Annotated in this window: 10 protein-coding genes and 2 pseudogenes; 5 read left to right on the top strand and 7 right to left on the bottom strand. The window is 64.7% G+C overall.

Annotated elements, in window-relative coordinates; genetic code table 11:
• Positions 1 to 2: 2 nt before the first annotated feature.
• The gene (locus ACFJI0_RS11320) at positions 3 to 728 is read right to left on the bottom strand and encodes a YebC/PmpR family DNA-binding transcriptional regulator (RefSeq protein ID WP_382324995.1); all 726 of its coding nucleotides are present in this window, start codon (positions 726 to 728) and stop codon (positions 3 to 5) included.
• Between the two features lie 91 nt (positions 729 to 819).
• Here ACFJI0_RS11320 and ACFJI0_RS11325 point away from each other — a divergent pair, with 91 nt between their 5' ends.
• Positions 820 to 2,370, top strand: coding sequence for a helicase HerA-like C-terminal domain-containing protein (locus tag ACFJI0_RS11325; protein WP_382324997.1), 1,551 nt, complete (start codon positions 820 to 822; stop codon positions 2,368 to 2,370).
• Between the two features lie 67 nt (positions 2,371 to 2,437).
• Here ACFJI0_RS11325 and clpA read toward each other — a convergent pair whose 3' ends face one another.
• The 3 genes and pseudogenes from clpA to icd form a co-directional block, all read right to left on the bottom strand.
• On the bottom strand, positions 2,438 to 4,774 hold the full coding sequence (gene clpA / locus ACFJI0_RS11330; RefSeq protein WP_291117064.1) for an ATP-dependent Clp protease ATP-binding subunit ClpA: 2,337 nt from the start codon (positions 4,772 to 4,774) through the stop codon (positions 2,438 to 2,440).
• A 97-nt stretch (positions 4,775 to 4,871) separates the two neighbouring features.
• Positions 4,872 to 5,231 carry an ATP-dependent Clp protease adapter ClpS gene (clpS, locus tag ACFJI0_RS11335; RefSeq protein WP_382324999.1) on the bottom strand — a complete coding sequence of 120 codons (360 nt, stop codon included), beginning with the start codon at positions 5,229 to 5,231 and terminating at the stop codon, positions 4,872 to 4,874.
• Between the two features lie 235 nt (positions 5,232 to 5,466).
• A pseudogene (gene icd / locus ACFJI0_RS11340) lies at positions 5,467 to 6,721 on the bottom strand (NADP-dependent isocitrate dehydrogenase).
• Between the two features lie 130 nt (positions 6,722 to 6,851).
• Here icd and ACFJI0_RS11345 point away from each other — a divergent pair.
• A complete protein-coding gene (locus tag ACFJI0_RS11345) occupies positions 6,852 to 7,301 on the top strand; it encodes a DUF192 domain-containing protein (protein ID WP_382325001.1) in 450 nt (149 codons plus the stop codon).
• 45 nt (positions 7,302 to 7,346) lie between these two features.
• On the opposite strand, the gene ACFJI0_RS11350 is transcribed toward ACFJI0_RS11345, so the two are convergent.
• From ACFJI0_RS11350 to xseA, 3 genes are all read right to left on the bottom strand, one after another.
• Complete coding sequence (locus ACFJI0_RS11350) at positions 7,347 to 9,584, bottom strand: NADP-dependent isocitrate dehydrogenase (RefSeq protein WP_382325003.1); 2,238 nt, start codon at positions 9,582 to 9,584, stop codon at positions 7,347 to 7,349.
• 235 nt (positions 9,585 to 9,819) lie between these two features.
• Positions 9,820 to 10,401 (bottom strand): superoxide dismutase, encoded by a 582-nt coding sequence (locus tag ACFJI0_RS11355; RefSeq protein WP_291117076.1) that lies wholly within the window; start codon positions 10,399 to 10,401, stop codon positions 9,820 to 9,822.
• Positions 10,402 to 10,535: 134 nt separating this feature from the next.
• Complete coding sequence (gene xseA, locus ACFJI0_RS11360; RefSeq protein ID WP_382325005.1) at positions 10,536 to 11,834, bottom strand: exodeoxyribonuclease VII large subunit; 1,299 nt, start codon at positions 11,832 to 11,834, stop codon at positions 10,536 to 10,538.
• Between the two features lie 32 nt (positions 11,835 to 11,866).
• On the opposite strand from xseA, the gene ACFJI0_RS11365 reads away from it, so the two are divergent.
• The 3 genes and pseudogenes from ACFJI0_RS11365 (at position 11,867) to ACFJI0_RS11375 (ending at position 13,272) form a co-directional block, all read left to right on the top strand.
• On the top strand, positions 11,867 to 12,130 hold the full coding sequence (locus ACFJI0_RS11365; protein ID WP_382325007.1) for a hypothetical protein: 264 nt from the start codon (positions 11,867 to 11,869) through the stop codon (positions 12,128 to 12,130).
• 62 nt (positions 12,131 to 12,192) lie between these two features.
• A pseudogene (locus tag ACFJI0_RS11370) lies at positions 12,193 to 12,841 on the top strand (MotA/TolQ/ExbB proton channel family protein).
• A complete protein-coding gene (locus tag ACFJI0_RS11375) occupies positions 12,838 to 13,272 on the top strand; it encodes a biopolymer transporter ExbD (RefSeq protein ID WP_291117082.1) in 435 nt (144 codons plus the stop codon). The pseudogene ACFJI0_RS11370 and the gene ACFJI0_RS11375 overlap by 4 nt, the downstream one beginning before the upstream one ends.
• The last annotated feature ends 15 nt before the right edge of the window (positions 13,273 to 13,287 follow it).

A 13,287-nucleotide genomic window follows, 5' to 3' on the forward strand; every position in this document is an offset into this window, starting at 1 on the left:
CTTTATTCGCCGATTTCGGCGTTGTGGAACACGTCCTGCACGTCGTCCAGGTCCTCCAGCACGTCCAGCAGCTTCTGCATGCGCGCGGCGTCGTCGCCCGTCAGCTCGATGGTGTTTTCGGCCCGCATCGTGACCTCCGCCACCTCGGGCTTGAGGCCGGCGGCTTCCAGCGCGTTGCGGACCGCCTCGAACGTCACCGGCGAGGTCAGCACCTCGATGGCGCCGTCGCCGTCGCTGATCACGTCGTCGGCACCCGCCTCCAGCGCGATTTCCATGACCCTGTCCTCGGAGGTGCCGGGCGCGAACACCAGCTGGCCGCAGTGCTTGAACTGGAACGACACCGAGCCATCGGTGCCAAGGTTGCCGCCGTACTTGCTGAAAGCGTGACGCACCTCGGCCACCGTGCGCACGCGGTTGTCGGTCATGGTGTCGACGATCACGGCCGCACCGCCGATGCCGTAGCCTTCGTAGCGGATTTCTTCCAGGGCCTGGCCTTCCAGGTTGCCCGAGGCCTTGTCCACGTTGTACTTGATGCGGTCGGCCGGCATGTTGGCGGCCTTGGCCTTGTCGATGGCCAGCCGCAGGCGCGGGTTCATCGCCGGGTCCCCGCCGCCCTGGCGGGCCGCCACGGTGATCTCGCGGATCACGCGCGTCCAGATCTTTCCGCGCTTTTCATCCTGGCGACCCTTGCGGTGCTGAATATTTGCCCATTTGCTGTGTCCGGCCACGAAATTGTCCTTTTGCCCGTTCTGGCTTTGATCTAATAAGCCTGCGATTTTACGTTTTCACCCGAACCGCCTTCCCTGAGGAACCCTTGCCATGGCCGAACCGATGCTGATCGCCCAGAACGCCACCACCACCTGCCAGCTGTTGCCCGGGCTCGCGAACCGCCATGGCCTGATCACCGGCGCCACCGGCACGGGCAAGACCGTGACTCTGCAGACGCTGGCCGAGCAGTTCTCGAACATCGGCGTGCCGGTGTTCATGGCCGACGTCAAGGGCGACCTCTCCGGCATCAGCCAGCCAGGCAGCTTCGGCGAGAAGATGAGCGCCATCCTGAAAGACCGGGGCATCACGCCACCCGCCTCCCACGCCTGCCCCACCACGCTGTGGGACGTGTTCGGCGAGCTGGGCCACCCGGTGCGCGCCACCATCAGCGACATGGGTCCGCTGCTGCTCGCGCGCATGCTCAACCTCAACGACACCCAGGCCGGCGTGCTCAACCTGGTGTTCAAGATCGCCGACGACAACGGCCTGCTGCTGCTCGACATGAAAGACCTGCGGGCCATGCTGCAGCACATCGGCGACAACGCCAAGCAGTTCACCACCGAATACGGCAACATCAGCGCCGCCAGCATCGGCGCCATCCAGCGCGGGCTGATGCAGGTGGAGCAGCAAGGGGGCGACAAGTTCTTCGGCGAGCCCATGCTCGACATCACCGACTTCATGCAGACGGTGGACGGCAAGGGCGTGATCAACGTGCTGGCGGCCGACAAGCTGATGAACGCGCCGCGCCTGTACGCCACCTTCCTGCTGTGGATGCTGTCCGAGCTGTTCGAGACCCTGCCGGAGATTGGCGACCCGGACAAGCCCAAGCTGGTCTTCTTCTTCGACGAGGCCCACCTGCTGTTCAACGAAGCACCCAAGGTGCTGATCGAGCGCATCGAGCTCGTGGTGCGGCTGGTGCGCTCCAAGGGTGTGGGGGTCTATTTCGTCACACAGAACCCGCTGGACATCCCCGACAGCGTGCTCGGCCAGCTGGGCAACCGCGTGCAGCACGCGCTGCGCGCCTTCACGCCCCGCGACCAGAAGGCCGTGAAATCCACCGCCCAGACGATGCGCCCCAAGGCGGGGCTGGACATCGAAGCCGCGATCACTGAGCTGGCCGTGGGCGAAGCCCTGGTCAGCCTGCTCGACCCCAAGGGCCGCCCGACCGAGACCGAGCGCGTCTTCGTGGTGCCGCCAGGCAGCCAGCTGGGCCCCATCACCGACGCCCAGCGCCAGCAACTGCGCCAGAACTCGCTGGTGGCGGGCGTGTACGAAAAGGTGGTGGACCGCGAAAGCGCCTACGAGATGTTTGCCAACCACGCCGGAAAACGCGGCGCGGAGGAACCCACCGAAGCGTCCTCGGCCGCGAAGACGCCCCGCATTCCGGGCGCGGACAAGCAGCAGGCACCGGCCGAGAGCGGCGGCTTCGGCAACATGGTCAACGAAGCGCTGTTCGGCCGCACCGGCCCCCGTGGCGGGCAATACGACGGCCTGGTGCAGACGATCGCCAAAACCGCGGCCCGCAGCGTGGCCAGTGGCCTGGGCCGCCAGATCGTGCGCGGCATGCTCGGGGGCCTGCTGGGCGGCAGCAAGAAGCGCTGATCCGGCGATCGCCCAAGAAAAAAGGCCCGGTCATACCGGGCCTTTTTCATTCAGACGTCGACGGAACTCAGCCCGCCGTGGCTTCCTCGGGCTTGGCCTTGCCTTCCTTCTTCGACAAAGGCTGGATGTCGAGCATGACTTCCTGCGTTTCCTTGCCCGCTTCGTCCTGCTTGGTCTCGATGTCCACCGTCAGGCGCCCACCTTCGGTGAGGCGACCGAACAGCAGTTCGTCGGCCAGGGCACGGCGGATCGTGTCCTGAATCAGGCGCTGCATCGGACGCGCGCCCATCAGCGGGTCGAAGCCCTTCTTCGCCAGGTGCTTGCGCAGCCCGTCGGTGAACGTGACCTCGACCTTCTTCTCGGCCAGTTGCGTTTCCAGCTGGAGCAGGAACTTGTCGACCACGCGCATGATGATGTTCTCATCCAGCGCCTTGAAGCTGACGGTCGCATCCAGGCGGTTGCGGAACTCGGGCGTGAACAGGCGCTTGATGTCGGCCATCTCGTCACCCGCTTCGCGCGGGTTCGTGAAGCCGATGGTCGCCTTGTTCATGGTCTCGGCACCCGCGTTCGTCGTCATGATGATGATGACGTTGCGGAAGTCGGCCTTGCGCCCGTTGTTGTCGGTCAGGGTGCCGTGGTCCATCACCTGCAGCAACACGTTGAAGATGTCCGGGTGCGCCTTCTCGATCTCGTCGAGCAGCAGCACGCAGTGCGGCTTCTTGGTGATCGCCTCGGTCAGCAGGCCACCCTGGTCGAAGCCCACATAGCCCGGAGGCGCGCCGATCAGGCGGCTCACGGCATGGCGCTCCATGTACTCCGACATGTCGAAGCGGATCAGGTCGATGCCCATGATGTAGGCCAGCTGCTTGGCGGCTTCGGTCTTGCCCACGCCGGTGGGGCCGCTGAACAGGAAGGCACCAATCGGCTTGTCCGCCTTGCCCAGGCCCGAACGCGCCATCTTGACCGACGATGCCAGCACTTCCAGTGCCTTGTCCTGGCCGAACACCACGCTCTTGAGGTCGCGCTCCAGCGTCTGCAGCTTGCTGCGGTCGTCGTTGGACACGTTCGCCGGGGGAATGCGGGCGATCTTGGCCACGATTTCCTCGACCTCGGCCTTGCTGATGGTCTTCTTGCGCTTGGACACCGGCAGGATGCGCTGGGCGGCGCCGGCCTCGTCGATCACGTCGATGGCCTTGTCGGGCAGGTGGCGGTCGTTGATGTACTTCGCGCTGAGCTCGGCGGCGGCCTGCAGGGCGGCCACGGCGTATTTCACGCCATGGTGCTCTTCAAAGCGCGACTTCAGCCCCTTGAGGATGTCCACCGTCTCGGCCACCGTCGGCTCGACCACGTCCACCTTCTGGAAACGGCGCGACAAGGCCGCGTCTTTTTCGAAAATGCCGCGGTACTCGCTGAAGGTGGTGGCGCCGATGCACTTGAGCTGGCCGCTGGAGAGCGCCGGCTTGAGCAGGTTGGACGCGTCCAGCGTGCCACCCGAGGCGGCACCCGCACCGATCAGCGTGTGGATCTCGTCGATGAACAGGATGGCGTTGGGCTTGTCCTTGAGCGACTTGAGCACGCCCTTGAGGCGTTGTTCGAAATCACCGCGGTACTTGGTACCGGCCAGCAAAGCGCCCATGTCGAGCGAGTAGACGGCCGACTCGGCGAGGATCTCGGGCACGTCGCCCTGGGTGATGCGCCAGGCCAGGCCCTCGGCGATGGCGGTCTTGCCCACACCGGCTTCACCCACCAGCAGCGGGTTGTTCTTGCGGCGGCGGCACAGGATCTGGATCACGCGCTCGACCTCGTACTCGCGGCCGATCAGCGGATCGATCTTGCCGTCCTTGGCCATCTGGTTCAGGTTCTGGGTGAACTGCTCCAGGGGCGAGGCTTTCTCATTCCCCTTGGCTTCGCTGGCTTCCTCGTTCTCGGCCGCGCTTTCGCCCGACTTGGTGGGCTCCGGCGGGTCGCTCTTGCGGATGCCGTGGGCGATGAAGTTCACCACATCCAGGCGCGTCACACCCTGCTGGTGCAGGTAGTACACGGCATGCGAGTCCTTCTCGCCAAAGATCGCCACCAGCACGTTGGCGCCGGTGACTTCCTTCTTGCCGTTGCCGGTGGACTGCACGTGCATGATGGCGCGCTGGATGACGCGCTGGAAGCCCAGCGTGGGCTGGGTGTCCACCTCGTCGGTGCCGGCCACCTGCGGGGTGTTGTCCTTGATGAAGTTCGTCAAGGATTTGCGAAGGTCGTCGATGTTGGCCGAGCAGGCGCGCAACACCTCGGCGGCGCTGGGGTTGTCCAGCAGCGCGAGCAACAGGTGCTCCACCGTGATGAATTCGTGCCGCTGCTGCCGGGCCTCGACAAAGGCCATATGCAAGCTGACTTCAAGTTCCTGGGCAATCATTGGGCACGTCCTTTGGGCTGGGTGATCGAAGAGGCAATCGTCTGGTTCAAAAAGGTCAAAAGGGGCTGACTAGGGCTCAGATGGGGTGGATTCGGATTTATTCAACCGGTTCACTCAGACATTGCAATGGATGCCCCGCCGCCCGGGCGGCCTGGAGCACCTGATCCACTTTGGTGCTGGCGACATCGCGCGAATACACGCCGCAGATGCCTTTTCCTTCCAGATGGATCTTGAGCATGATCTGGGTGGCGGTCTCCCGGTCCTTGCTGAAAAACTCCTGGATGACGTGCACCACGAATTCCATTGGCGTGAAATCGTCGTTGAGCAGCACCACCTGGAACATCTGGGGGGGTTGGGTGCGTTGCGCGCGCCGCTCCAGCACCACCGAGTCGTCGCTGCCCGTGCTGGGGGGCGAGACGACAGGGTTGGGCGGTTTCTTGGGGTTCTGGGTGCGCATGAAAATGATTCTAGCGGTGCGCATTGCACCGCCGCATCGTGCGGGAATACAACAGCCTTCCAACGGCCCGAAACAGCATTGCCTTCGGGTCGGCGGGGGGTGTGGCAACCTGCATCAGCCATGCCTCATTGTGAAGCGAAAGCTGGCTTGAAAACCACCGAGTTGGGCGGCATTCGTGCGCTTCTTCCCACCGCACGCCCGGGCGAGGGAATGGATTTGGCCGCCCGGGCGCGATTTACATGCTCTCGATCATCACGTCGCCAAAACCGGAGCAGCTGACCTGGGTGGCGCCGGACATCAGCCGGGCGAAGTCGTGGGTGACCTGCTTGCTGCCGATGGCGCTGCGCAGGGCGGAGATGACCACGTCGGCGGCCTCCTTCCAGCCCAGGTGCCGAAGCATCATCTCGGCGGCGAGGATTTCGGCGCATGGGTTGGCGTAGTCCTTGCCTGCGAACCTGGGCACGGGGCCGTGGGTGGGCTCGAAGCACGCCAGGGAATCGGACAGGTTGGCACCCGGCGCGATGCCGATGCCGCCCACCTGCGCCGCCAGCGCGTCGGCGATGTAGTCGCCGTTGAGGTTGAGCGCTGCGCACCACCGAGAAGTCCAGCGGGCGCAGCAGGATCTGCTGAAGGAAGTCGTCGGCGAAACAATCCTTGATGAGGATGTCCCGGCCGGTCTTCGGGTTGCGGAACTGGCACCACGGCCCGCCGTCGAGCAAGGCCGCACCGAATTCCTTCTGGGCCAGCGCGTAGGCCCAGTCGCGGAAGCCGCCTTCCGTGTAGCGCATGATGTTGCCCTTGTGCACGATGGTCACACTGGGCTTGTCGTGGTCGATGGCGTACTGGATCGCCTTGCGCATCAGGCGCTCGGTGCCCTCCTTGGACACCGTCTTGATGCCGATGCCCGACGTGGCCGGGAAACGGATGGTGGTCACGCCCATTTCGACCTGAAGCAGGCGGATCAGGCTTTGCGCCTGGGGAGAGCCCGCCTCGTACTCGATCCCCGCATAGATGTCTTCCGAGTTCTCTCGGAACACCACCATGTTGGTTTTCTCGGGCTCCTTCAGCGGCGACGGAACGCCCTCGAAGTACTGCACAGGACGCAGGCAGACATAGAGGTCGAGCGCCTGGCGCAGCGCCACGTTCAGCGAGCGGAACGGCCCACCGGCAGGCGTGGACAAGGGCCCTTTGATGGACACCACGTGGGCGCGCAAGGCGTCCAGGGTTTCCTCCGGCAGCCAGACGTCCGGCCCGTAGACCTGGGTGGCCTTCTGGCCGACATAGACCTCCATCCAGTGGATTTTCCGGCGGCCACCATAGGCCTTGGCCACGGCGGCGTCCACCACCTTGAGCATCACCGGCGTGATGTCCAGGCCGGTGCCGTCGCCTTCGATGTAAGGCACGATGGGTTCGTCAGGCACCTGGAGCGACATGTCGGCATTGACGGCGATCTTCTGACCTTGGGCGGGCACGCGGATGTGCTGGTACATGTCGATGGGAATCCAGAGGGCTGAGGAAGGGAACAAGAGCGCGAATTCTAGACTCGGAGCTTCAGCCCCCGCCCGGCCGTGCCACGATGGCGGACAATGCGGGCCTGACCCGACTCACCCGCCTCACCGCATGAAACGCCTGCTCACGCCCCTGATCTGCCTGTTCTTCCTGCTGTCGGGGCCAGCCTGGTCCCAGGAAGGTCCTCAGCTTCAGCTGCCGCGCGTCGGCCTGTCGGCCGGCATGCACCTGATCCAGGCCCAGGTGGCCGCCACCCCTCAGGAACGTGCCGTGGGCCTCATGTTCCGCAAGGACATGCCGGTCAACGAGGGCATGCTGTTCGTGTTTGAACAGCCCTCCGGTCAGTGCTTCTGGATGAAGAACACGCTGCTGCCGCTGACCGCCGCCTTCGTGGCCGACGACGGCACCATCGTCAACCTGGCGAACATGCAGCCCCAGAGCCTGGACTCGCACTGCTCGGCCAAGCCGGTGCGCTACGTGCTCGAGATGCACCAGGGCTGGTTCGACAAGCGCGGCATCAAGGCCGGCTCGCGCCTGAGCGGCGCCCCGTTCATCAAGTAACCCCCGAAAAGAAAAAGGCCACCGTTTCCGGTGGCCTTTTTTGCGTCAGGACTTCAGCAAAGCCAGCGCCGCGTTGAACGTCTTGCTGGGGCGCATGATGGCTTCCAGCTTGGCGAAATCGGGCTTGTAGTAGCCGCCGATGTCGACCGGCTTGCCCTGCACGTCGGCCAGTTCCTTGACGATGGTCTTCTCGTTGTCGGCCAGCGCCTTGGCCAGCGGTGCGAACTTCTCCGCCAGCGCCTTGTCCTCGGTCTGCGCAGCCAGCTCCTGCGCCCAGTACAGCGCCAGGTAAAACTGGCTGCCGCGGTTGTCGAGCTGACCGGTCTTGGGCGACGGGTTCTTGTTGTTGTCCAGCAGCTTGCCGGTGGCCGCGTCCAGGGTCTTGGCCAGCAGTTTGGCCTGGGCATTGTTGTTCTTGAGGCCCAGGTCTTCGAAGCTCACGGCCAGGGCCAGGAACTCACCCAGCGAATCCCAGCGCAGGTGGTTCTCTTCCACCAGCTGTTGCACGTGCTTGGGCGCGGAGCCGCCGGCACCGGTCTCGTACATGCCGCCACCGGCCATCAGGGGCACGATGGACAGCATCTTGGCGCTGGTGCCCAGTTCCATGATGGGGAACAGGTCGGTCAGGTAGTCGCGCAGGATGTTGCCGGTGGCGCTGATGGTGTCCTGCCCGCGGATCACGCGCTCCAGCGTGTAGCGCATGGCGCGCACCTGGCTCATGATCTGGATGTCCAGACCTGCCGTGTTGTGCTCGTGCAGGTACATCTTGACCTTGGTGATCAGCTGGGCTTCGTGCGGGCGGTAGGCGTCGAGCCAGAACACCACGGGCATGCCCGAGTTGCGCGCGCGGGTCACGGCCAGCTTGACCCAGTCGCGGATGGCAGCGTCCTTGACCTGGCACATGCGCCAGATGTCGCCCTGCTCCACGTCCTGGCTCATCAGCACCTCGCCGGTGGCCAGGTCGGTGATGTTGGCCACGCCGTCTTCGGGGATCTCGAAGGTCTTGTCGTGCGAACCGTACTCCTCGGCCTGCTGGGCCATCAGGCCCACGTTGGGCACGGTACCCATGGTCTTGGGATCGAACGCGCCGTGCCACTTGCAGAAGTTGATCATCTCCTGGTAGATGCGGGCGAAGGTCGATTCGGGCATCACGGCCTTGACGTCCTTCAGGCGGCCATCAGCGCCCCACATCTTGCCGCTGTTGCGGATCATCGCCGGCATGGAAGCGTCGACGATCACGTCGTTGGGCGAATGGAAGTTGGTGATGCCCTTGGCCGAATCGACCATCGCCAGCTCGGGGCGGCCTTCGTGGCAGGCGTGCAGGTCGCGCTTGATCTCGTCCTGCTTGCTCTGCGGCAGCGTGGCGATCTTGTTGTACAGATCCACCATGCCGTTGTTGACGTTCACGCCCAGTTCATCGAACAGCTTGCCGTGTTTCTCGAAGGCGTCGCGGTAGAAGATGCGCACGCAATGGCCGAACACGATGGGGTGCGACACCTTCATCATGGTGGCCTTGACGTGCAGCGAGAACATCACGCCGGTCTTGCGCGCGTCCTCGATCTCCTTTTCGTAGAAGGCCAGCAGCGCCTTCTTGCTCATGAACATCGAGTCGATCACCTCGCGATCCAGCAGCGAGACCTTGGGCTTGAGCACGATGGTCTTGCCGCTCTTGGTGATCAGCTCCATCTTGACGTCGCGCGCCTTGTCCAGGGTCATGGACTTCTCACCGTGGTAGAAGTCGCCGTGGTGCATGTGCGAGACGTGCGAGCGTGAAGCCTGGCTCCACTCACCCATGCTGTGCGGGTTCTTGCGGGCGTATTCCTTCACCGCGCGGGGGGCGCGCCGGTCCGAGTTGCCTTCGCGCAGCACCGGGTTCACTGCGCTGCCGGTGCACTTGGAGTAGCGCGCGCGGATGTCCTTTTCTTCGTCGGTCTTGGGATTCTCGGGGTAGTCCGGAATCTTGTAGCCCTTGGCCTGCAGCTCCTTGATGCACGACATGAGCTGGGCCACCGACGCGCTGATGTTGGGCAGCTTGATGATGTTGGCCTCGGGCTTGAGCGTGAGCTTGCCCAGCGCGGCGAGGTCGTCGCTGACGCGCTGTTCCTCGGTCAGGCACTCAGGGAAAGCCGCCAGCACGCGCCCCGCCACGGAGATGTCGGCGGTGGTGACGTTGATGCCTGCGGGCGCTGCGAAGGTGCGGATGACAGGGAGAAACGCACTGGTGCGCAGCAAGGGGGCCTCGTCCGTCAGGGTGTAGATGATGGTGGGTTGCTGGCTGCTCATTGCTTATCTCCAGAGGTTGTAGGGTGCGATGCCGATCGGCATCCAGGCCGGTGGCGCGGACACGGTGACCGGTATCCCGTGATTGTGCTTTCAGCGCAAGGGCCAGGCCTTCGTTTTTGGGATCACATTCCCACAATACAAAACACGCGCAAAAAAATTTGCATGCTTTCATGCCGCCAGACAGCAAAAAGGGCCCGAAGGTCACCCTCCGAGCCCTTGATGCTGGCGCATGCGATCAGGCGAAGTTGGCTTCGGCGAACGACCAGTTCACCAGTTTGTCGAGGAAGGTCTCGACGAACTTGGGACGCAGGTTGCGGTAGTCGATGTAGTAGGCGTGTTCCCACACGTCCACGGTCAGCAGGGCCTTGTCGCCCGTGGTCAGCGGGGTGCCGGCGGCGCCCATGTTGACGATGTCGACCGAGCCGTCAGCCTTCTTCACCAGCCAGGTCCAGCCCGAGCCGAAGTTGCCCACGGCGGACTTGACGAAGGCTTCCTTGAAGGCGGCATAGCTGCCCCACTTGGCCGTGATGGCCGCGGCCAGCGCGCCGGAAGGCTCACCGCCACCGTTGGGCTTCATGCAGTTCCAGAAGAAGGTGTGGTTCCAGATCTGGGCCGAGTTGTTGTAGATGCCGCCGCTGGACTTCTTGATGATGGACTCGAGGTCCATGTTCTCGAACTCCGTGCCCTTTTGCAGGTTGTTCAGGTTGACCACATACGCGTTGTGGTGCTTGCCGTGGTGGTACTCGAGCGTCTCGCGGCTGTAGTGCGGGGCCAGGGCGTCCAGGTCGTAAGGCAGTTTGGGCAGGGTGTGTTCCATGGGGTTCCTCTTGCGTTGGTGTTGTGAAATGGCGCGCTTGGCCGCGGGAAGCGGAGCACAAGGCAATCGGGCCTCCGCATTGTAGGCAAGGCCAGTGACGGCAGAGCGATCAGGGTTTCTCGGCCCTCAGGGATTCAGCCTTCCACCCTCACGTCCAGCGAGCCATCGGCCAGCGTCGCGCGCAGCGGCTGCCCGGGCCGGGCCTGAGCGGCGCGCGTGAGCGCAGCACCATGCTCGTCGGTGAGAAAGGCATAGCCCCGCTGCAGCACGAGTTGCGGATCGAGCAGGCCCAGCGCGGTCTGGCCGCGCTGCAACCGCTGCCGCTGCGCTTGCAGCGCGCGCTGCAAGGATGGCGGCAACTGGGTCTGCAAGGTCTGCAGGCGGTTGTGCTGGCGCTGGATCGCCAGCGAACCACTGCGCTGCAAGCCGTGCTCCAGACTGGCCAGGTGCCGCAGGCTGTCGTGGATGCGCCCGGAGGGCCGCCCCAGGCGCTGGGCCAGGCGGTCAAGCCGCTGACCGCGCTGATCGATGTCCGAATAGGCGCCATCGTTCAGGCGCTCCTGCAGGTAGGCCAGTTCGCCTAGGCGCTGCACTTTCGTGGGTGCGCACAGCTCGGCCGCCGCGGTCGGCGTGGGCGCGCGCAGGTCGGCCACGAAATCGGCCAAAGTGAAGTCGGTCTCGTGTCCGACGCCGCACACCACGGGCATCGGGGCCTGCGCGATGGTGCGCACCAGCACCGGGTCGTTGAACGACCACAGGTCTTCCAGCGACCCGCCTCCGCGCACGAGCAGCAGCACCTCGCTCTCGCCGGTGTCCGCATGCCGCTGGTAAGCGGTTTGCAGCGCGGCGCACAGCTCGGCAGGCGCCTGCGCGCCCTGCACGGCCGCCGGGTAGATGACCACCGGAATATGGGGCACCCGCCGCTTCAACGCCGTGACCACATCGCGCAAGGCCGCCGCACCCAGGGACGTGACGATGCCGATGCTGCGCGGCTGCACGGGCAGCGGACGTTTGCGGGCCTCCTCGAACAGGCCCTCGGCCTCCAGCTGGGCCTTGAGCTTGAGGAATTGTTCGAACAGCGCGCCCTGCCCCGCGGGCTGCAGCGACTCGACAATGAGCTGCAGATCGCCGCGCGCACCGTAGACATCGAGCTTGCCACGCGCCTCGACCAGCTGGCCATCGCGCGGGGCAAAACTGAACTGCTCGGCCGAGCGCCTGAACATGGCGCAACGCACCTGGCCGATCTCGTCCTTGAGCGAAAAATAACAATGGCCGCTGGCCGCCCTCGAAAAGCCCGAAAGCTCCCCCCGAACCGCCACCGGATTGAATCGGGCCGAGACGGTGTCGGCCACGGCTCGCATCAGCGGGCCAACTGCCCACACACGCCGCGCGGACGGCTGATCGGCATCGAACAAGGATTCAGCCACGCGCATCTCCGGGGCAAATGTGTCCACAAGCCGCGCCGTTGCTGGCGATGCTGAAACACCCTTCAATGGCGCCGCGCGATGCCGCCAAGAGCCTTGATTCCAAAGACATTTGCAGTGCCTGTTTTGTGATCGACGTGTCGCCGGCCCTTCCAGGCCGGGGTTTCGTGCGCATCGCGGGTGAGTTTTTCACAAAGTTATCCACAGAATTTGTGCATCAGGGAGAGGAATCGGGCCCGACTGGCTGGACGGCATGGGCAGGGGCCGAATGGTCGGTCCCTTCAGAGGGCCGCACATGGGCCTGAGACATAATCGTTCGCACCCTCAAGGCCACCCGCGTCCGGTGGCACTAGCCTGGAGTTCTGATTTGTTTTCCATCATACAAGCCGCTGGCTGGCCCATCTGGCCCCTGATCGCCTGTTCCGTGCTCGGCATGGCCCTGGTCATCGAACGCTTCGTCAGCCTCAAAACGCGCAAGATCTTCCCGCCCAAGCTGCTCGACGAAGCCATCATGGTCTCGCGCAACGGCATCCCGGGCCCGGACGTGGTCAAGCAGCTTGAACAGAACTCCGTGCTGGGCACGGTGCTCGCCACCGGTTTCCGCACCTACAACGTCAACCCGCGCGCCACCGAAGACGACCTGCGCGCCAGCCTGGAAGGCGCGGGCCGCGAGGCCGCCGCCAAGCTGCAGCGCTACCTGGGCGCGCTGCGCCACGATCGCGTCGGCCGCGCCCCTGCTGGGCCTGCTTGGCACCGTCATCGGCATGATCGAGATCTTCGGCTCGCAGGCGGTGGACACCGTTGGCGCCGTGCCCGGCATGGGCAACCCCGGCCAGCTCGCGCACGGCATCTCGATCGCCCTCTACAACACCGCGTTCGGCCTGATCATCGCCATCCCCGCGCTGATCTTCTGGCGCTACTTCCGCGCCCGGGTGGACAGCTACCTGCTGTCCATGGAACTCGCGGCGGAGCGCTTCGCCCGGCACCTGCTGAGCCTGCGGAAGCCCACGCTATGAACTTCCGCACCGGTGAGCACGATGAGCCCGAGATCAACCTGATCCCGTTCATCGACATCCTGCTGGTGGTGCTGATCTTCCTGATGCTCACCACCACCTACAGCAAGTTCACCGAACTGAAGGTGAACCTTCCCGTGGCCGACGCGCAGGCGCCCAAGCAGAACCCGCGCGAGATCGTGGTGGCGGTGGGCAGCGACGGCCGCTACTCCATCAACCGGCAGGTGCTCGAGGGCGCGGGCGTCGAGGTCCTCACGCGCGTGCTCTCGGAAGCCTCGCAGGACAACCGCGACACAGTCATCGTCATCAGCGCGGACGCCGCCGCCACCCACCAGTCGGTCATCAATGTGATGGACGCCGCCCGCCGGGCCGGCCTGGTGCAGATCACGTTCGCCACCCAGCAGACGGGTGCCCCCGCCCGCGGCAAACCCTGACGCGCCACGGGTGCC

Origin of the sequence: Hydrogenophaga sp. UC242_53, from assembly GCF_042696965.1 — a bacterium.
Lineage (GTDB): Bacteria > Pseudomonadota > Gammaproteobacteria > Burkholderiales > Burkholderiaceae_C > Hydrogenophaga.

Bases quoted from the DNA above. Each gene is read 5' to 3' on its own strand.
- xseA (WP_382325005.1), bottom strand. From the start codon at position 11,834: ATGCGCGTGGCTGAATCCTTGTTCGATGCCGATCAGCCGTCCGCGCGG.
- ACFJI0_RS11325 (WP_382324997.1), top strand. From the start codon at position 820: ATGGCCGAACCGATGCTGATCGCCCAGAACGCCACCACCACCTGCCAG.
- ACFJI0_RS11355 (WP_291117076.1), bottom strand. From the start codon at position 10,401: ATGGAACACACCCTGCCCAAACTGCCTTACGACCTGGACGCCCTGGCC.
- ACFJI0_RS11375 (WP_291117082.1), top strand. From the start codon at position 12,838: ATGAACTTCCGCACCGGTGAGCACGATGAGCCCGAGATCAACCTGATC.
- clpA (WP_291117064.1), bottom strand. From the start codon at position 4,774: ATGATTGCCCAGGAACTTGAAGTCAGCTTGCATATGGCCTTTGTCGAG.
- ACFJI0_RS11345 (WP_382325001.1), top strand. From the start codon at position 6,852: ATGAAACGCCTGCTCACGCCCCTGATCTGCCTGTTCTTCCTGCTGTCG.
- clpS (WP_382324999.1), bottom strand. From the start codon at position 5,231: ATGCGCACCCAGAACCCCAAGAAACCGCCCAACCCTGTCGTCTCGCCC.
- ACFJI0_RS11350 (WP_382325003.1), bottom strand. From the start codon at position 9,584: ATGAGCAGCCAGCAACCCACCATCATCTACACCCTGACGGACGAGGCC.